15 protein-coding genes are annotated in these 18407 nt (G+C 63.7%); 10 read left to right on the top strand and 5 right to left on the bottom strand.

Annotation, left to right across the window (positions count from 1 at the left end):
- The first annotated feature begins 285 nt into the window (after window positions 1-285).
- The 4 genes from ATY76_RS14870 to ATY76_RS14855 are packed head-to-tail and all read left to right on the top strand — an operon-like array spanning window position 286 to window position 4121.
- The gene (locus ATY76_RS14870; RefSeq protein ID WP_088675516.1) at window positions 286-1599 is read left to right on the top strand and encodes a CmpA/NrtA family ABC transporter substrate-binding protein; all 1314 of its coding nucleotides are present in this window, start codon (window positions 286-288) and stop codon (window positions 1597-1599) included.
- Window positions 1600-1655: 56 nt separating this feature from the next.
- Window positions 1656-2549, top strand: coding sequence for a nitrate ABC transporter permease (gene ntrB, locus ATY76_RS14865; RefSeq protein WP_088675515.1), 894 nt, complete (start codon window positions 1656-1658; stop codon window positions 2547-2549).
- 10 nt (window positions 2550-2559) lie between these two features.
- On the top strand, window positions 2560-3357 hold the full coding sequence (locus ATY76_RS14860) for an ABC transporter ATP-binding protein (RefSeq protein ID WP_088675514.1): 798 nt from the start codon (window positions 2560-2562) through the stop codon (window positions 3355-3357).
- A gap of 44 nt (window positions 3358-3401) precedes the next feature.
- Window positions 3402-4121: a 4'-phosphopantetheinyl transferase superfamily protein gene (locus ATY76_RS14855; protein WP_088675513.1), complete on the top strand. Its 720-nt coding sequence runs from the start codon at window positions 3402-3404 to the stop codon at window positions 4119-4121.
- On the opposite strand, the gene ATY76_RS14850 is transcribed toward ATY76_RS14855, so the two are convergent.
- From ATY76_RS14850 to ATY76_RS14840, 3 genes are read right to left on the bottom strand one after another with little or no spacing between them, the layout of a single operon-like run.
- The gene (locus tag ATY76_RS14850) at window positions 4094-5452 is read right to left on the bottom strand and encodes a SidA/IucD/PvdA family monooxygenase (protein ID WP_088675512.1); all 1359 of its coding nucleotides are present in this window, start codon (window positions 5450-5452) and stop codon (window positions 4094-4096) included. The two genes, ATY76_RS14855 and ATY76_RS14850, sit on opposite strands and share 28 nt — an antisense overlap.
- Complete coding sequence (locus ATY76_RS14845; RefSeq protein ID WP_088675511.1) at window positions 5449-9438, bottom strand: non-ribosomal peptide synthetase; 3990 nt, start codon at window positions 9436-9438, stop codon at window positions 5449-5451. Before ATY76_RS14845 ends, ATY76_RS14850 begins: the two co-directional genes overlap by 4 nt.
- Before the next feature lie 18 nt (window positions 9439-9456).
- Complete coding sequence (locus ATY76_RS14840) at window positions 9457-9675, bottom strand: MbtH family NRPS accessory protein (RefSeq protein ID WP_088675510.1); 219 nt, start codon at window positions 9673-9675, stop codon at window positions 9457-9459.
- A 194-nt stretch (window positions 9676-9869) separates the two neighbouring features.
- On the opposite strand from ATY76_RS14840, the gene ATY76_RS14835 reads away from it, so the two are divergent.
- Genes ATY76_RS14835 through ATY76_RS14825 form a run of 3 tightly spaced genes read left to right on the top strand, consistent with a single transcriptional unit; the run spans window position 9870 to window position 13469 of the window.
- Window positions 9870-10856, top strand: a complete 987-nt coding sequence (locus ATY76_RS14835; protein ID WP_190233679.1) for a GNAT family N-acetyltransferase — start codon at window positions 9870-9872, stop codon at window positions 10854-10856.
- Entirely contained in the window at window positions 10853-12271 is a 1419-nt protein-coding gene (locus ATY76_RS14830) for an MATE family efflux transporter (RefSeq protein ID WP_088675509.1), read from the top strand. The genes ATY76_RS14835 and ATY76_RS14830 overlap by 4 nt, the downstream gene beginning before the upstream one ends.
- A gap of 10 nt (window positions 12272-12281) precedes the next feature.
- Complete coding sequence (locus tag ATY76_RS14825) at window positions 12282-13469, top strand: PLP-dependent transferase (RefSeq protein WP_088675508.1); 1188 nt, start codon at window positions 12282-12284, stop codon at window positions 13467-13469.
- Here ATY76_RS14825 and ATY76_RS14820 read toward each other — a convergent pair.
- On the bottom strand, window positions 13360-14016 hold the full coding sequence (locus ATY76_RS14820) for a sigma-70 family RNA polymerase sigma factor (protein WP_088675507.1): 657 nt from the start codon (window positions 14014-14016) through the stop codon (window positions 13360-13362). The two genes, ATY76_RS14825 and ATY76_RS14820, sit on opposite strands and share 110 nt — an antisense overlap.
- A 163-nt stretch (window positions 14017-14179) precedes the next feature.
- Between ATY76_RS14820 and ATY76_RS14815 the strand changes: the two genes are divergently transcribed.
- The 3 genes from ATY76_RS14815 to fhuB are packed head-to-tail and all read left to right on the top strand — an operon-like array spanning window position 14180 to window position 17498.
- Window positions 14180-14671, top strand: coding sequence for a GNAT family N-acetyltransferase (locus ATY76_RS14815; protein ID WP_088675506.1), 492 nt, complete (start codon window positions 14180-14182; stop codon window positions 14669-14671).
- A 32-nt stretch (window positions 14672-14703) separates the two neighbouring features.
- The gene (locus ATY76_RS14810; RefSeq protein WP_088675505.1) at window positions 14704-15534 is read left to right on the top strand and encodes an iron-siderophore ABC transporter substrate-binding protein; all 831 of its coding nucleotides are present in this window, start codon (window positions 14704-14706) and stop codon (window positions 15532-15534) included.
- Window positions 15534-17498: a Fe(3+)-hydroxamate ABC transporter permease FhuB gene (fhuB, locus tag ATY76_RS14805; RefSeq protein WP_088675504.1), complete on the top strand. Its 1965-nt coding sequence runs from the start codon at window positions 15534-15536 to the stop codon at window positions 17496-17498. Before ATY76_RS14810 ends, fhuB begins: the two co-directional genes overlap by 1 nt.
- A gap of 119 nt (window positions 17499-17617) precedes the next feature.
- On the opposite strand, the gene fhuF is transcribed toward fhuB, so the two are convergent.
- The gene (fhuF, locus tag ATY76_RS14800) at window positions 17618-18403 is read right to left on the bottom strand and encodes a siderophore-iron reductase FhuF (RefSeq protein ID WP_088675503.1); all 786 of its coding nucleotides are present in this window, start codon (window positions 18401-18403) and stop codon (window positions 17618-17620) included.
- Window positions 18404-18407 lie beyond the last annotated feature (4 nt).

Below are 18407 nucleotides of genomic sequence, written 5' to 3'. Positions count from 1 at the left end.
CAAAACATTACCATTTTTTCTCAACGCCCAAGAAATAGGCATCGCTAAAAATCCGGAACTTTTCGTTTAATGCCAGCCCTTTAGGGGCCAACTCTTAAATTGGCACGCCGATTGCGTAGTCCTAGACGCACCGGTCAACGGCGACCGGCGCGGATAGGCGCGGCATAAGCGCCTGCAATAGACAATGGCGTCGCAAGGTCTTTGCTGTCGGGAAACTCCCATCCCGCGAGCAATGTCCGGCGGCGTTTTTTTGCGTGCGAATTCACAGCAGAGGGGAACCTGCAGATGAAAAAGATTTCGACGACTGGGATTTCGACAAGTGGCATCACCCGCCGCAGCATGCTCAAGACGACTGCGGCGGCCGCCTTGATCGGCGCCGTCAAAACTGCCTTTCCCTCCGGCGCTTTTGCGGCCGGGGCCGGCCCTGAGGTGAAGGGCGTCAAGCTCGGCTTCATCGCTCTCACCGATTCCGCGCCGCTCATCATCGCCAAGGAGAAAGGCTTTTTCGACAAACACGGCCTGCCGGAAACGGACGTCGCCAAGCAGGCATCCTGGGGTGCCACCCGCGACAATCTGGTGCTCGGCGGCGCAGCCAACGGCATCGATGGCGCGCATATCCTCTCGCCGCTCCCCTATCTCATGCAGACCGGCAAGGTGACGCAGAACAACAAGCCGGTGCCGATGGCGATCCTTGCCCGGCTCAATCTCGACAGCCAGGGCATTTCCGTCGCCAAGGAATATGCCGAAACCGGCGTGCAGCTCGATGCTTCCAAGCTGAAGGCCGCCTTCGAGAAGAAGAAGGCGGAGGGTAAGGAGATCAAGGCCGCCATGACCTTCCCCGGCGGCACCCACGACCTCTGGATCCGCTACTGGCTCGCCGCCGGCGGCATCGATCCGAACAAGGATGTTTCCACCATCGTCGTGCCGCCGCCGCAGATGGTCGCCAACATGAAGGTCGGAAACATGGACGTCTTCTGTGTCGGCGAGCCGTGGAACGAGCAGCTCGTCAACCAGGGCATCGGCTTCACCGCGGCGACCACCGGCGAGCTCTGGAAGGGGCATCCCGAAAAGGCGCTCGGCCTGCGCGCCGACTGGATCGAGAAGAATCCGAACGCCGCCAAGGCCCTGCTGATGGCCGTCATGGAAGCGCAGCAATGGTGCGAAAGCATGGATAACAAGGCCGAGATGGCCGAGATCCTCGGCAAGCGCCAATGGTTCAACGTTCCGACCAAGGACGTGCTCGGCCGCCTCAGGGGCGACATCAATTACGGCAACGGCCGCGAAGCCAAGGCCACCGACCTCTATATGAAATTCTGGAAGGACGGCGCCTCCTATCCGTTCAAGAGCCACGACACCTGGTTCATGACGGAAAATGTCCGCTGGGGAAATCTGCCTGGTACAACCGACATCAAGGCGCTGGTCGACCAAGTGAACCGCGAAGACATCTGGCGCGAGGCCGCCAAGGATCTGGGCGTCGCTGCGGCCGACATTCCCGCCTCCTCGTCGCGCGGCAAGGAGACCTTCTTCGACGGCAAGGTCTTCGATCCTGAAAATCCTTCCGCCTATCTCGACAGCCTGTCGATCAAGGCCGTCTCCTGATCCCGCCTCCGGCGCGCGCGGCGCGCCGGCCTTCCATTCCCGTGAGGAGCGCGCTGATGTCCGCCCTGGCAAATAAAGAAATTCCCTCGATAGTCGTCCCTGCCAAGCCGGCGGCGAAGGTGCTGTCATTCTCCGGCAAGCAAGGCTCGCGGATCGATCTTCGCCGTGCGGCGCTGACCGCACTTCAAAATGTCGTTCCGCCGGCCGTCGTGCTGGCACTTGTCCTCCTCCTCTGGCAGGCGCTCTGTTCATCGGCGGACGCCTCTCTGCCTTCGCCGCACCAGGTCTGGCAGGATAGCTACGACCTCATCGCCTATCCGTTCTTCAACTACGGCTCCCAGGATATCGGGCTCGGCTGGCGCGTGCTGGTTTCGCTGCAGCGCGTCGCTTACGGCTTCGGCCTCGCCGCCGTCGCCGGCGTCATCGTCGGGGCGATCATCGGCCAGTCGATCTGGGCGATGCGCGGCCTCGATCCGATCTTCCAGGTGCTGCGCACGGTGCCGCCGCTCGCCTGGTTGCCGCTGTCGCTCGCGGCCTTCCAGGATTCCAACCCTTCGGCGATCTTCGTCATCTTCATCACCTCAATCTGGCCTGTCATCATCAACACCGCCGTCGGCGTCCGCAATATTCCGCAGGATTATCGCAACGTCGCCGAGGTGCTGCGGCTCAACCAGCTCGAATTCTTCTGGAAAGTCATGCTGCCGTCGGCAGCCCCTTACATCTTCACCGGCCTCAGGATCGGCGTCGGCCTCTCCTGGCTCGCCATCGTCGCGGCCGAAATGCTGACGGGCGGCGTCGGCATCGGCTTCTTCATCTGGGATGCGTGGAACTCCTCGCGCCTTCCAGACATCATCGTCGCGCTCGCCTATATCGGCATCGTCGGTTTTGCCCTCGACAAGCTGGTGGCCGCGCTCGGCAAACTCGTCACCCGCGGCGCCATGGCCAACTGAGGACCGTACGATGAACGCCTATCTCAAGCTCGATCATATCGACAAGCATTTCGATCGCGGCGGCGTGCGCGCCGAAGTCCTGAAGGATATCAACCTGACGATATCGGAGGGCGAATTCGTCTCGATCATCGGCCATTCCGGCTGCGGCAAGTCCACCCTGCTCAATCTCATCGCCGGGCTGACTCCGGTGTCTTCAGGCGCCGTGCTTCTGGAAAATCGCGAGGTCAATGAACCGGGTCCCGAGCGCGCCGTCGTCTTTCAGAACCATTCGCTGCTGCCGTGGCTGACGGTCTATGAGAACGTGAATCTCGCCGTCTCCAAGGTCTTCAGCCGAACGAAGACCAAGGCCGAACGGCATGACTGGGTCATGGCCAATCTCGACCTCGTGCAGATGGCGCATGCGAGAGACAAGCGGCCCGCGGAGATCTCGGGCGGCATGAAGCAGCGCGTCGGCATTGCCCGCGCGCTTGCCATGGAGCCGAAGATCCTGCTGCTCGATGAGCCCTTCGGCGCGCTCGACGCGCTGACGCGGGCCCATCTTCAGGATGCGGTGATGGAAATTCATGTCCGGCTCGGCAACACGATGGTGATGATCACCCATGATGTCGACGAAGCGGTGCTGCTCTCCGACCGCATCGTGATGATGACCAACGGTCCGGCGGCCCGCATCGGCGAAGTGCTCGACGTCACCATGCCCCGCCCCCGCAACCGCCTCGAACTCGCCTCCGACCGGACATATCTCAAATGCCGCGAAGCCGTGCTGAAGTTCCTCTACGAACGCCACCGCTTCATCGAAGCCGCGGAATAGACCGCGGCGATTGCCAATCGGGCGGCGTTACGCATACTGGCCTGATGCAGCAATCAGACAATCAAGCGGCCGCCATCGATGTCGTGCTCTGGCAATATCCGAAGAACGGGAGCGATGGGGAGCGCTGGCTGCGGTCGCTTTCACCGAACGAGCGGGAGCGCGCCGCGACCTATCGCTTCGAACGCGACCGGACCTCGTTCATCGCCGGCCGCTATCTGCTGCGGCAACTGCTGAGCGCGCATACCGAAACGCAGCCTGACAAGGTCGTGTTGCTGGCGGATGCGTACGGCAAGCTGACGGTCGAGGGCCGCGACAGGCTGCAGTTCAGCCTTTCCAATGCCGACGGGCTGGTGGCGGTCGCGGTCACGTCAGAATACGAGCGCGTCGGGATCGACTGCGAACGCGCCGATGCCGAAATCGAAGCAGCGGCACTGGAGAGCTATTGCAGTCCGGACGAACGGCGCTGGCTCGATCAAATGCCTGCGGGCGAACGGCCGCGTGCGGCCGTTGCCCTTTGGACACTCAAGGAGAGCCATCTCAAGGCGCTCGGGGTGGGCTTGCGCGGGGATGCCCGCAGCGTCGCCTTTTCCTGGCAGGACGGCATCCCGGTCCTGGTTCAGAGCGGCGAACCCGACCGGCAATGGCATCACCTTCTGCTCGAAAGCGGCAGCCAGCACGTCGTCGCGCTGGCCGTCCGCTCCCAATCCGGCGCCCCCGGCATTCATCTCCGGATGTTTCAGGACGAGAGCAGGCCGTCCGAATAGCCGGCGCGCAGCTGATGCGGCATGGCGGAAGCGGCCTCCGTCGCCCAGACCAGCTGCGCATTGTCGGGTTCGGCGTCGAAATGCTGTCGGCCGAGAAGCGCATTGACGATGCTTGCACTGCGCCAGGCCATCAGGCTGAGCTGCGAGTCGGCGATGCCGTGCGAGTATCGGCCGGCATTCTGCGCGAATAGCCGGTTGGTCCTCGGGCCCGTCCACTGCATCGTGTAGTCGTCGTTCAAGGTGGGATAGCCGTTTCTGTCGAGGCTGATCCTTTCGCTGAGCGAGCCGAGCGCATCCGGCAAACGGAACCGGTAGCCGGTTGCCAGCACCACCGCATCGGCATGCAGCACCTCGATCCCGCCGTCGAAATGGTTGCGGACGATCAGTCGATAGGCATTGCCGTTCCGCTCCATCTGGATCACGTCGCGATTCGGCGACAGGGATGCGGTGAGCGTGCTCTGATCGAGGTAGCGCAGCGCGTAGAGGCGGCGGTAGATCGAGTGGATCGTCGAAATCGACAGGCCGTCGCTGGTCAGGATCGAGTTCTTCAGCGCCGCCTGCTTCTGCTCGCCGCTGAGCTTCAGATAGGCCTGCACATATTCCGGCGAGAAGACCTGGTTCGAAAACGGCGTGTCGTTGATCGGCTCGAAATTGTGGCGCCGGCTGATCCAGGTCAGCTCCTTCATCTCATCGGGATTGCCAAGCAGCGCCTCGACCACCTCGCCGCCGCTCTGGCCGCCGCCGACCACGACGATGCGGGCGGCGCGAAGATCCTTGAGGCGCGCTTTGGCCTCGCTGTTGTGGAAGCAATCTGGCCCAAGGAAGGGTTTCGCCCAATCCGGCACGAAGGGCGAAGACCCCGTGCCGATCACCAGGTTCTTCGCTTCTTCCTGGCCGTTGTCGAAGCGCAGGACGAAACGGTCGTCGCGGTGCTCCACGTCGCGAATATCAGTTCCGTAACGCAAGCCGTCGACGCCATTGGCGACCCAGGCGAGATAGCGCGCGAATTCCTGCCGGGGCACGGCGTCGTAATTGGCGTTCAGGAAGGCGTAGAGCCTCTTATGCGCCACCAGATAGGAGACGAACGACCATCGGCTCGTCGGCAGGACCGGGGTGACGAGGTCCTTCAGGAAGGATGATTGCAGCTCGACGCCGGGCATCATCATGCCGGGATGCCAGTCGAACGTGCCGCGCCGCTCGAAGAAGCGGCTGCGGATCTCGGGCACGGATTCCAGCAGGCAGGCAAGGCTCAGATTGGAGGGACCGATGCCGATGCCGGCAAGATCGAGCGGCTCGTTGAGGGCATCCCTGCGGGTAAAAGCGACGGTCATGCGTTATCCTTCTCTGTTTCCTTGAGACGCAGGGCAAGCCTTGAATGGAAGGCGGGAGACCCGATCATGTGCAGATGGTTGGTGCCGGTGATGATTTCGGCCGCGCGCGCCCGCGGCGACAGGCGGCGCCAGTCGATCAGGTTGAGGCCGCGGTTGAGGCTGTCGTCGGCCGCCCAGGGATAGATCGGCACATCGTGGGGAACGAGCCGATGCTTGCGGAAGATCAGGGCGTTGTCGATCAGCACCCAGAACGTATGCTCGCGGCTGCTGATGTCAGGCCCGTCGGTCGGAAGCGGATCCTTCTCGTCGCCGACGAAGCGCAGGAACTGCTCGTAGGTATCTGCGTCCATCGTCGAAAGCAGCCGGTCCCATTCGGGACGCATCGCCGTCTTCTGCAGCCATGCCTGCACATCGCGATGCAGCGCATCGCGCTCGCCGGGCCGGAAGCGAGGCTTGGCGCCGATCGCGAATTCCGAGCCGAGATCGCAAACGTCGACCATCGCCATCATCCTGACATCGACTTCGTTGCCGAGGGTGCGGGCAGCCTCGTAGGCGAGAAGCCCGCCCCAGGACCAGCCGAGGAAATAGCAGGGCGCGCCTCCGCTATGCGTCCTGATGTAATCGACATAGCTCTCGATGATCTCTTCGATCGGCGCGCCGACTTCCTTCTTTTCCGACAGCGAATGGCAAATGAAGCCGGTCGCCGGCTGGTCGGCGCCGAGATAATCGACGAGCTTCACATATTCGCGTGTGCTGACCAGAAGCCCCGGGAAGCAATAGAGCCGCGGCTTGGCGCCGGAGGCGCGCAGCACGATCACCTCGGAGAGATCGCGCTCCTCCCCCTGCTCCATCACGCCGGCAAAGGCGCGAATGTTGGGGTTGTTGAAGATATCGGCGACGGTCAGCGGAACCTTCGGCCGGCGCTGCCTGAGCTGCGTGAGGATGCGGATCGCGCCCAGCGAATTGCCGCCGATGGCGAAGAAATTATCCTCGACGCTGATCGCTTCCAGCTTGAGAACCTGACGCCAGACATCCAGCACCTCTTCTTCCAGCGCGGTCGCCGGCTCGATGATGGCGCGCTTGACCGGCTGGGGCGCCGGCAGCGCGAAGCGGTCGAGCTTGCTATTCGGATTGGTCGGCATCTTTTCGAGTTCGACCACGGCCGCCGGCACCATGTAGGAGGGCAGGCTGCGTTCGAGGCCGGATCGAACAGTCTCGACATCGAGCCTCTCGTCCTTCTTCGGAACGACATAGGCGACCAGCGCTTTCTCGCCGGCATCGTCGTCGCGCAGCACGACCAGGGCTTCGCCGACGCCCGGCTGCTGGAGCAGCGCCGCTTCGATCTCGCCGAGCTCGATGCGGTAGCCGCGCAGCTTCACCTGATGGTCGACGCGGCCGACGAATTCGACGGTTCCGTCTTCGCGCCAGCGCGTGAGGTCGCCGGAGCGGTAAAGCCGGCCGCCCTCTTGCGAAAACGGATCGGGGATGAAGCGGTCCGCCGTCGTATCCGGCTTGCCGAGATAACCCCGCGCAATGCCCTCGCCGCCGATATAAAGCTCGCCGGTCACGCCGATCGGGCACAGATTGAGGTCGGGGTCGAGCACATAGACGCGCCGGAGCCCGACGGCGCGGCCGAGCGGGGCGTAGACGCCCTGGAACTTCGTGCCGGCCCTCACCTTCCAGACCATCGGCGTCATGATCGTTTCCGTGGGACCATAGCCGTTGATCAGCCATTCCGATTTCAGCGCCCGCGACAGGAGGTCGAAGGTCGATTGTGCCAGCCCCTCGCCGCCGAAGGAGTAAAGCCGCATCGGCGGCGCGCCGTCGGTGATATCAGCCCATTCCGCCAGCTGCTGCAGATAGGTTGTGGGGATGCTGGCATTGTTGGCGCCGTGCTTGCGCATCGCCGTCAGCGTCTCTTCCGGTGTCCAGAGCGGCTGGTCGGGAAGAATGATGCTGCCGCCTTCCATCAGCGGGTTCATCCATCGCTCATGGCCGCCGTCCGAACTGAAAGGCAGGAAGGGCAGCTCGCGGGATTCCGAGCTCATGCCATAGACGCGCGAGGTATTTTGCAGATGGTGGGTCAGCGGCCCGTGCTCGACGGCGACACCCTTCGGCAATCCCGTCGAGCCCGAGGTGTACATGACATAGGCGAGCTGGTCCTTGTGCGTCGGAACATAGAGCGGCGTATCCGGCTCGCCGTCGAGATCGAGCTTGTCGAGTTCGAGGACGGTCGCGTCGAGTTCTTCCGGCAGGCGATGGCGCAGCCAGCTATGGGTGAGCACGATCTTGACGTCGCCATCGCGCAGGATGTGATGGTTGCGCACCGGCGGATGGTCTGGCTCGACCGGAATATAGGCGCCGCCGGCCTTCAAGGTCGCGAGGATGCCGACGATCGCCTCCGGCGAACGCTTGATGAAGATGGCGACCGTCACTTCGGCGCGAACGCCGAGCTGCCGCAGCCGATGCCCGAGGCGGTTGGTGCTCGCCTCCAGCCAGCCATGGCTCCACTCCTCGTCGCCATAGACGATTGCTGTTTTGTCGGGCGTGCGGCGCGAATGGGCCGAAATCAGCTCGTGCACCGGCCGGTCGTCGTTGACGACGTCATCCTCATAGGGCGCAGACAGCCAGTCGAGCTCGTCGCTGCCCATGAGTTCGATATCCTTGATCCTGAGATCCGGCTCAGCGACGATCTGCTCCAGCACCAGGCAAAAATGCCTGGCGACACGCGCGATTAGGGCGCCGTCATAGAGATCCCCGGCATAGTCGATCAGCCCGTATGCGGCGCCGTCGGCACGCGCCTCGATCACCAGGGAAAGCTCGCTGTCGGCACGTGCGCCTGACGGCTCCAGGTTCGTCGCCTGCTTTGGAACGGGATAGGGTTCGCGGAATTCGAACAGGGCCTTGACCACGGCTTCTTGCGCGGAGGCCTCGTCGACGACCAGCTCCTGCGTGATGCGCTCCAGCGGCACGAGGCGGGCAAGCCCCTCTTGCGTCACCGACGAGATCGCCGCGACGACGTCGTCGAGCGATTGCCTGGAGGTCAGCGAAAGCACGAGGGGAAGAACCTGTTCGGCGCGGCCGCGGCTGGCGAGATGTTCTGTGCGCGGCCGCGCGACGAGCAGGCCGGTCAGCAGGGCGTAGTTGCCGCTGTAGCGTGCCAGCAGAGCGCAGAAGGCGGCGTGCAACACCCGCTCGATCTGAATGCCCTTGCCTCTCGCATGCCGTTCGAGTTTGCCCCAGAGGTCGGGCTCGATCGAAAACCGATGCTCGGCGCGCGCCACGCCTGCCAGTCCGCCGCTGTTGAAGCGGGTCGGGAAGGTCGAGCCGGCATAGTCCAAACCGATCGTATCGCGCCAATAGGCAAGCGCTTGCCGCGCCTCATCCGTCTCCAGCCAATCGGCCTCCCGCGTTCCGGCCGAGATTTCCACCGGCTGCACGTCGCCGGCCGGTTCGCCATCGAGAGTGCGGGCCAGCGAGCCGGCAAGAACGGATTTTTCGCGGTCGTCGCAGATGATCGGATGCAGCACGATCGTTAGCAGCGATTGCCCATCGGCAAGCCGGATGATCTGGATGCGCGCACCGGGGCCTTCCAAGAGATCGAAGCGCTTGTCGCGGAAGGCTTTCCGTGCGGCCAAGGCATCCGGCTCGGAAAGAGCCGCGCCGTCCGTGCCGAGGATTTCGACCGGCACTGCGCTCGATGCGCCGCGATATTGCTCGATCCGGCCGCCCGCCAGCCGGCGGAAACGGGAGGCGAGCGACGGGTTTTGCGCCACGAGCGCCCGGCAGGCGCCGGCAATCGTCTCGATGTCGATCGCGGCACTCAGCCGCAGCCCGATGACCTGGTCGGGAAAGACGGTGTAATTGCCGATCTGCTCCAGCGACCAGATGCGCTTCTGCGCGATGGTCAGCGGAAAACTCTCGAAGACGGCGTCCACTGTGTCGGTCGGGCGGGCATCGGCGAAATTGGTGATCTGCTTGTTCATCTTGCCATCCAGAGGTTTTCAGAGACGCGCATCGCCGGCCATCGCCGAGCGCAGGGAGAGCGGGCGGGGATCGGTCCACACGTCGCAGATATGGGCCAGGCATTCCTGGCGCGAACCGGCAAAGCCCTCGGCCTCCCAGCACACCGGAATCCGCTTGTCCTGCGGCCAGACCGAGTAGTGGCGCTCGGTGTCGATGACGACGATCCAGAGATCGTCGCGGGGCTCAAGATTGTCCATTCGAAGCTCCTGCAGAGATTGACGTCATGCGCAAATGACGGATCCTGATGACCGCGGTTTAGAAAAATGATGAGAATTTTTTTCTTCATCAAACCCTAAATCGGGCCGGAGATGGATCGTCATTCTACCAAATCGGCACAGGAGTGGGCTTCATGCTCGCAGCGTCAAAAGTCCTGCCGATCAAGGAGAACATCATGGATTTCGACGCCGCCAAACAGAGGCGGGCTCTGCAGTCGCGGAGCTACATCAGGCTCGCCCCGAATATCGTCCACCTGAAGACCGCGCACGGGCACCACGAAGCCGCCTATGAGGCCGAGGCCGGCGTCGCAACAATCACCTTCTACCACGGTGATCCCACGCAATCGGCGGAGCTTCTGATGGCGGCGGCCGAAGCGGTGACGGCGGAGGATCGGTCGGTCAAGTCGGTCCGTTTCGAGGGGCATCAGGCGAGCTTACCGCCGCATATTTCGAGCGCGGGAAAGCTCGATTCCGCGATCCTGTGGCAATGGCCGTCGCTATGGCTGCCGCAACTCGCCTATCCGCTGCCGCCCGTGCAAGAGATGACCGCCGGCCGCTATCATCCGCGCCGGCCGGCAAAGCCGAAGGGCACCGTCTACCAGCGATTCATTCCCTGGCTGGAGCGGGACATCAGCTTCCGGGTGGCCGATCCCAAGACCGATCTTGCCGCCTTCCACCGCTGGATGAACGACGAGCAGGTCAACACGATCTGGGAGGATGCGGGCTCGCTCGAAAAACACCGTGAGATCCTGGAAGAACGGATCGCCGATCCGCATGTGCTGCCGCTGATCGGCAGTTTCGCCGACATTCCCTTCGGCTATTTCGAGGTCTACTGGGCGAAGGAGAACCGGCTCGGTCCGTTCTACGATGCCGACGATTACGATCGCGGCTGGCATGTCGCGATCGGCGAGCCGGATTATCGCGGCAAGAAATGGATCAGCGCCTGGCTTCCCTCGCTGATGCATTTCATCTTCCTCGACGATCCCCGCACGCAGCGCATCGTCGGCGAGCCGCGCGCCAGCCACGAGCAGCAGATCCGCAATCTCGACCGCTCGGGCTTCGCCAAGATCAAGCATTTCGATTTTCCGCATAAGCGGGCACTGCTCGTCATGCTGAGCCGCGAGCGCTTCTTCGGCGATCATCTCTGGGTGCCCGCATCATGAACGACATGAGCGAAATGAGCAGCAGCCTGCGGAAACGGCGGCTTGCGCCGGAAGATCTTGCCAGCCCGCAGCTGTTCAGGCTGCTGCTGCGGCTCGGGCTGCCCGCCATGTTCGGCCTGTCGATCAATGCCGCGCATCACACGATCAACATGGTCTTCGTCGGCATGATCGGCGAAGACCAGATCGCCGCCATCATGATCGTGCTGCCGGTCCTCATGCTCGTCGCTGCTTTCGGCGAAGGCATCGGCGTCGGTGTGGCGACCGAGGTCGGACGCGCGCTCGGCGCCGGCGACCGGTCGCGGGCGAGCACCCTTGCCTCGGTCAGCCTTGCCGCCGGCGTCGCCTTCGGCGCGGCAAGCGCGGTTGCGATCGTCGCCTTTCCCTCTGCCCTGCTGTTCGGCGCCACATCAGCGATCGAGCCGCTGGCGCAGCATTATCTCCTCATCATCGCGATCTCGATACCGCTGACGATGGCGCAGATCATTCTCGATTTCCTGGCGATCGCCGAGGGCAATGCCCGCTTCAGCATGTGGACGCTCGTCGCCTGCTTCGCCCTGAACATCATCCTCGACCCGATCATGATCTTCGGCTTCGGCCTCGGCCTGCAGGGCGTGGCGATGGCAACCATCCTCTCCCAGCTCGTGGCGCTCTCGATCTACGGCGCCTATCACGCGAGACGTCTCGGGACGATTCGGCTGACGTTCTCCTGGCGGTTCGCCGATATCAGGCATCTCAAGCCGGTGCTTGCGGTGGGTGCGCCGACGACGCTGACGAGCCTTGCGACAGCAGGTGCGATTGCCTTGATGTTGTCGGTCGCCGGCACCTATCACGGTGAAGACGGCATCGCCGGCGTCGGCATTGCCTTGCGGCTGCTTGCGGTCGGCGCATTGCCGGTCATCGGCATTTCGCTCGGGGCGCAGTCCATCCTGAGCTTTGCCTGGGGGCGCGGGGATATATCGCGCGTGCTGGCGGCAGCCCGCATGCTCTCAGTTGTCACGAGCGCGGTCGGCGGCGTCTACGGGCTGGCAGCGATCATCTTTTCCGAACGTCTTGCCGCGTTTTTCACCGACGAAGCCGCCGTGCTTTCGATCGCCGGCCAGGCGATCGTCGCAACCCACCTTCCCTTCCTGCTGTTCGGCCTCCGGCAAACCGTGCTAATCCTCTTCCAGGCGCAGGGCAGGCCGAAAGCCGCCCTTGCCGTCGGCCTGGCACAGAACGGATATCTTCTCTTTCCGCTGCTCGCGCTGCTGCCGCCCTTCTTCGGCTTCTCCGGCCTGCTCGCCGCCATGTTCCTGGCCTCGGCGCTGACCGGCCTACTGTCATGTTTCTGCCTGGCGAGATCGCTCGCCGCGCTTCGGCAGCGCTCGGCTAACGATCTGACCGCTCTCCGCCCCCATCCCAGCTTTTGTCCATGAGAGGATTATCATGAACCAGTCGTTCAGCCCCCGCGACCTTGGCGCCCATGCGGCCGCCGACGATCTCTTCACGCCGGTCGAGCCGGCCGCCTTCAACGCCGTCTCGCCGCCGATCTTCCAGACGTCGCTCTTCACCTATGACAGCTACGAGGCGATGGAGGATGTATTCGCCGGCCGGACGCGCAACTTCATCTATTCGCGCGGCGACAATCCGACCGTCCGCGAATTCGAGCTGCTGGTCGCCCGCCTGGAGGGTGCCGAAGACGGGCGCGCCTTCTCCAGCGGAACGGCCGCCATCACCGCGACCATTCTCAGCCTGGTGGAAGCGGGCGACCGGGTCGTTGCGGTCCGTCACCTCTATAATGACGTCTACCGCCTTCTGGTGAAGCTGCTCGGCAGGCTCGGCGTCACCGTCGATTTCGTCGATCCCTCCGATCATGACGAGGTGCGCAAGGCGCTGCCGGGCGCCAAGCTGCTCTATCTCGAAAACCCGTCTTCCTTCATCTTCGAGCTTCAGGACATCGTCGCCCTTTCGGCCATGGCGAAAGAAGCCGGCGTGACGACCATCATCGACAATAGCTGGGCGACGCCGCTTTTCCAGAAGCCGATCCAGCATGGCGTCGATATCGTCATCCACGCCGCCTCGAAATATCTCGGCGGCCATAGCGATACGGTCGCCGGCGTCGTCGTCGGTACGAAGGAGGCGATCGCGAAGATCAACTCGACATCCTACCCTTATATCGGCGCCAAGCTCGCGCCCTTCGAGGCCTGGCTGCTGCTGCGCGGCATGCGCACGCTGCGGGTGCGCCTCAAGGAGCATGAGCGCAGCGGGCTTCTGCTCGCCGACCGGCTGAAGCAGCATCCCGGCATCGCGCGTGTCCGCCACCCGGCCTTTCAGGATCATCCCGGCCGGGCGACGCTCTCGGGTTATGCCGGGCTTTTCGCCTTCGACCTCACGCCCGATATCGATGTCGCGCGCTTCGTCAACGCGCTTCGCGAGATCCGCCTCGGCGTCAGCTGGGGAGGGCCGGAAACGCTGGTGGTTCCGGCCAAGGTTGCGCTGCAGATCCCCGATCGGATGACCACCTTCATCCGGTTCGGCGTGAGCGAGCAGACGATCCGTTTCGCCGTTGGGCTGGAAGAGCCGGAATTGCTGTGGAACGATTTGCAGCAGGCGCTGCACGCCGCGAAGCGGTAATATCCCGCGGCCGTTCGTGATCGGGGCGGGCAGGCTCGGCCATTGCCAGATGGCAATGCTGCTCCGCCGCCTTGATCATGAAATTGACGAGCGTTCGGGAGACGCCGAGCTCGGCCGCGATATCCTTCTGCGGCACGCCGTTCAGGCGATGGCGGATGAAGGCGTCGTTGGTGCGCTTCGGCAGCGCCTCGAGCGAGGCAAGCACGTCGCGCAGGGTTTCAGCGGCGACCAACTGGTCGAGCACGGTGGGGATGGGCGCCGTGATCTCCTGAACCTGGTCTATCGACCTATAGTTGTTCATCTGCTGGCGGCGCCGGCGGCTCTCGTCGAGTGCGAGGTTATAGACCATCCGGAAGGCATAGCCGATCGGGCAACGGACGCCCTCGATATTGACCCCGTAAGCTTTGATGACGCCATCCTGAAATATATCCTCAGAATATGATCTTGATTTGACAACGCTTTCAATCGTCTTCAGGAGCTTTTCCTTGTTTTCGATCATGGCGTTGACCACGGCATTTCCGTTCACATCACGATGCGATGCTCGCATTGTCCTGTACCCTTTTTACAAATGGAAAATCAGGCTCTGTCGTTGCTGGTCGGTTCGGCCTCGGTGTTCCTTTTTGAACAAAGGTACACGATGTGATTGCAGTGTCTAATTTAAGGTGATAACAGGAGTCAAGTTTAAATCGACCGAGCGGAGGCGAGAAAAAATGGGACGGACAGTCGAGATTCTGACCGGCAAGGCGGAGCTCTGCCGATCGATCATGGGGGCTTTGCCCGACTGGTTTTCGGAACCCGAAGTCATCGAGGCAAGCGCCCGGGCGGTCGAGGAACTGCCGGTGTTCGGCTATGTCGAAGCGGATGTCGTCACCGCCATGATCGCGCTGAAGCCGCATCTGCCTGATGCCGTCGAGATTGCGCTGATCGCGACCCGGCCCGACTATCACGGCCGCGGCGCCGGGCGTCATCTCGTCGACGCGGCCGAACGCTTCGCCCATGAATCGGGCGCCCGGCTACTGACGGTCAAGACGCTTGCGCCACGCGGCCGCGACGAACCGCAATTCGAGGCGACGCGGCGTTTCTATGACCGGACCGGCTTCGTCAAGGCCGAGGTCTTTCCGAAACTCTGGCACGAGGATCATCCGTGTCTGTTCATGGTCAAGCCGCTCACGGAGACGCAGCCGGGCAGGACCGCGCTTTGAGACGACGAGACTTCCTTCTTGGCGCTTTGGCAATGACCGGCGCTCCCGCCATCACACAGGCCGGTGACGGCGGCGTTGTTTCGCTCGATTATGGGCTGGCATCGACGATGCTGGCACTCGGCAGCGTGCCGCGCGCCATCGCTTCCTTGAGGAACTGGCCGGAATGGGTGGTCGAGCCGGCGATGCCCTCTGGCGTTGTCGATATCGGCACCACCGCCGAGATCAATCTCGAAGTCCTGACAAGCCTCCGGCCATCGCTCATCCTCAGCACACCCTTTCTTGCAGCCATGGATGAGAAACTGTCCCGGATCGCGCCGGTGGAGACCTTCACCGTCTATGCCGAGAACGGCGAGGCGTTCGGCCGCTCCTACGCCGAAACGCTGCGTCTCGGCACCATGATCGGGCGACGTCAGGAAGCGGAAGCATTTCTCGCTCGCGCCGACGCCACGTTCGATCGGCTGCGCGACCGGATAAAAAGCCTGTCGGCGCCGCCGGTCGCCGTCATCAATTTCATCGACCAGAGGCATGCGCGCATCTATGGCGGCCCGGGACTTTACGGCGGCGCCATGCGCCGGATCGGTCTCGAGAACGCCTGGAAAGGCGAGGCGAGCTATTGGGGATTTCAGACGATCGGGCTGGAACAGCTCGCCGAGCTCGATGAAGAAGCGCATCTCGTCGTCGTTTCGCCGCTGCTTCCGCCAGATGTCCTGACCCGGCTTTCCGAAAGCCCGCTCTGGACCAGCCTTCCTTTCGTCCGGCGGCAGCGGATCTCGGTCGTTCCAGGCGTTTTGATGTTTGGAATGGTCCAGGAAGCGCTGCGCTTTTCGACCTTGATGGTCGATGTTCTGGAGACTGCCGCCTGATGAAAGCGCAAATTCCCGGCTTTGGCGCGCCCGCCCTCGCGGCGCTGCTGCTGTTTTCGGGCCTCGGCCTGGCTCTCCTCGACCTGCTGCCGGCGCTGCCGCATCTGGAGACATCAGGCGGATACGACGCCCAGCACCTTCTCCTTCTCTATTCGACGCTTCCGCGCATGGCCACAGCCCTGATCACCGGCGCGGCCCTCGCGTTGTCGGGCACGATCCTGCAGCAGGTGCTGCGCAATCCGCTCGCTTCGCCGACAACGCTTGGCGTTTCGGCCGGGGCCAATCTGGCGCTGGTCTCCGTCATGCTCGCCTTCCCGTCGCTGACGGGATGGGGCCGCGACGCGGTCGCGCTTGCCGGAAGTGCCGCTGCCGCCTTCGCGATCTTCTCGATCAGCGCCCGGCACGGCTTCTCGCCCTTTTCCCTCATCCTGTCGGGCATGATCATCGGTCTCTGGTGCGGGGCCGCAGCCGCCATCCTGATCTTGATGAACGAGCAATATCTCTCCGGGATCTTCATCTGGGGCGCCGGATCGCTCTCGCAGCAAAGCTGGGCGATCCCGATATCGCTGCTGCCGAAAGTCGCCCTGCTCGCCGCTCTCGCCTTTCTCGCCGCGAGGCCGTTGGCGCTGAGCCAGCTCGGTGATGCCGGCTCGACGAGCCTCGGCCTGCCGATCAAATGGGCGCGCGGCATCATCCTGGCGATCGCGATCGCGCTCAGCGCCCTCGTCACCAGCGCCGTCGGCGTCATCGGCTTCATCGGGCTGGTCGCCCCGCAGATCGTCCGGCTGGCCGGCGCAAGGCGCGTCGTCAGCCACTTGATCTGGTCTCCCATTGCCGGCGCCGGCCTTCTTCTTTTGACCGATGAGGCGATCAAGCTTCTCGCGCCTGGCGATTTCGTGCCGACCGGGGCGGTGACCGCCTTGCTCGGCGGCCCGATCCTGATCGCGCTTCTGCCACGCCTTGCCACCGCTACCCGCACGCTGCCCGGCATGGCTTCGCCAAAGGTTGCAGTCGGCAGCAGAACCACATCGCTTGTCCTGCTGCTCCTCGCGGTTGCCGCTTTGGCAACGGCCGCGGTGTTCTTCGGCCGCGCGCCGGACGGAAGCTGGGCCTGGCTGCCGGCCGCCGCATGGGACCAAATCCTTCCCCTTCGCCTACCGCGCGTTGCCGCCGCCTTCGGGGCCGGAACCGTTCTCGGCGTGACAGGGCTGATCCTGCAGCGGCTGACCGGAAACGAAATGGCAAGTCCCGAAGTGCTCGGCGTTTCGGCGGGAGCAACGCTCGGCGTCGCCGCCGCCATGTTCGCCTTCGCCGCACCGGGGCTGACCATCCAGCTTGCCTTTGCCGGCGGCGGCGCGCTGGCCGTGCTGCTACTGATCTTCCTGTTGAGCGCCCGTTCGGGCTTCGGCCCAAACCGTGTGCTGCTCGCCGGCATCGCCTTCGGCGCGATCCTCGACGCCGGGATCGGCGTTCTCGCGGCAAGCGGCGATCCGCGCGGCCTGGCGCTGATCCGCTGGATGGCGGGCTCGACCTATTTCGTTGATAACAACGTTGCGGCCAGCGCCATGCTGATTGCGCTCGCCTGTCTCATCGCGGCCTTTCTCGCCAGCAGATGGCTGGCGCTATTGCAACTTGGGCCGGAGGCCGCAAGCGAACTCGGCCTGAGGATCGTTCCCACGCGCGCGATCCTGTTCGGCCTCTCGGCGATCATGACGGCCGCCGCCACGCTCGTCGTCGGCCCCTTGAGCTTCATCGGCCTGATGGCGCCGCACCTTGCCCACGGCCTCGGCCTTCACCGTCCCTCGACCCAGCTGCTCGCCGCTGCGCTGATCGGCGCGACCCTGCTCGTCATCGCCGACTGGGCCGGCCGTATGATCGCCTTTCCCTACCAGGTCCCTGCGGGCTTGATTTCGGCTCTAGTCGGCGCCCCGATGCTGATGTTCGTTCTGCGCCGGCGGGCGTGAAGGATGGTCGGCAATCGGCGTCTCAAGCGGACTTATGGTCGAGACCCGTGGCTCGATCCTGGTCGGTGGCGGCAGCCGGATGAGGCAACCGGCAATCATTTAGACCGAGGTCGGGAAGATCAATGCCGCCCGTCCGGCAGCGGACAGGCTTCGCCGCAGCCGCCGACGCCCGGCAGGTTGTAGCGCAGGCAGCAGACCTTGCGGCGGGCGAATTCCAGCCCGCATTGCTGGCGCGCCATGCGGATCATGCCAAACATCGGGTTGCGCCCGCCGCCCGGCCACTCAGCATCATTCAGCAGCGCCAGACCGCCCTCGACGAGAGCGGGCTCGTGGCGATGAGCGATCTCTTTGAGGATCCAGGAAAGATAGGCGGCGGCGTTGTTCCACAGAAGCTTCGGCGCAACGCCGGCATTGGCCGCGATCGCCGCGATGACCGGTTCGGCATGGCCGAGCATCAGCCGGTGAAGCTCAGCAGCCGGATCTGTCGCAAGCTCCGGCCGATCAGACATCACGAATGCTTCCGGTTCGCCCGTCTCGGCATTGCAGACGAGCGAAAGCCGGTCGATTTCCATCGGCAGGGCGATGCGGTTCACGAACATATGGACGCTCGGCGCGATCGTCAGCATGCTGAAATAATAGAGCGTCCACATGGAGACGATCGCGCGGCGGTCGCTGCCCGGGAATTTTTCGGAATAGCGCGCGATGATGCCGTCAAACACGTCCCGGTCGCCAAGGTCCCTGCAGGGAATGACAATCCCGGCCGGCGGCGGAGATGCAAGCAGCTTGCCGCGGCAATAGGCGAACGGGCCATCGCCCACCAGGCCGTCGAGATCGACGGCCTGGTGGGCGACAGGATGATCGGCGATCGAAGGGCGCGAGACCGCCCCGTTCATCTCTGCCGCCATGGTG

This window comes from Rhizobium sp. R339 (assembly GCF_002211395.1).
Classification (GTDB): Bacteria; Pseudomonadota; Alphaproteobacteria; order Rhizobiales; family Rhizobiaceae; genus Rhizobium.
Note: the sequence above shows the minus strand (reverse complement) of the source record. Positions and strands in the feature narration are given on the sequence as shown.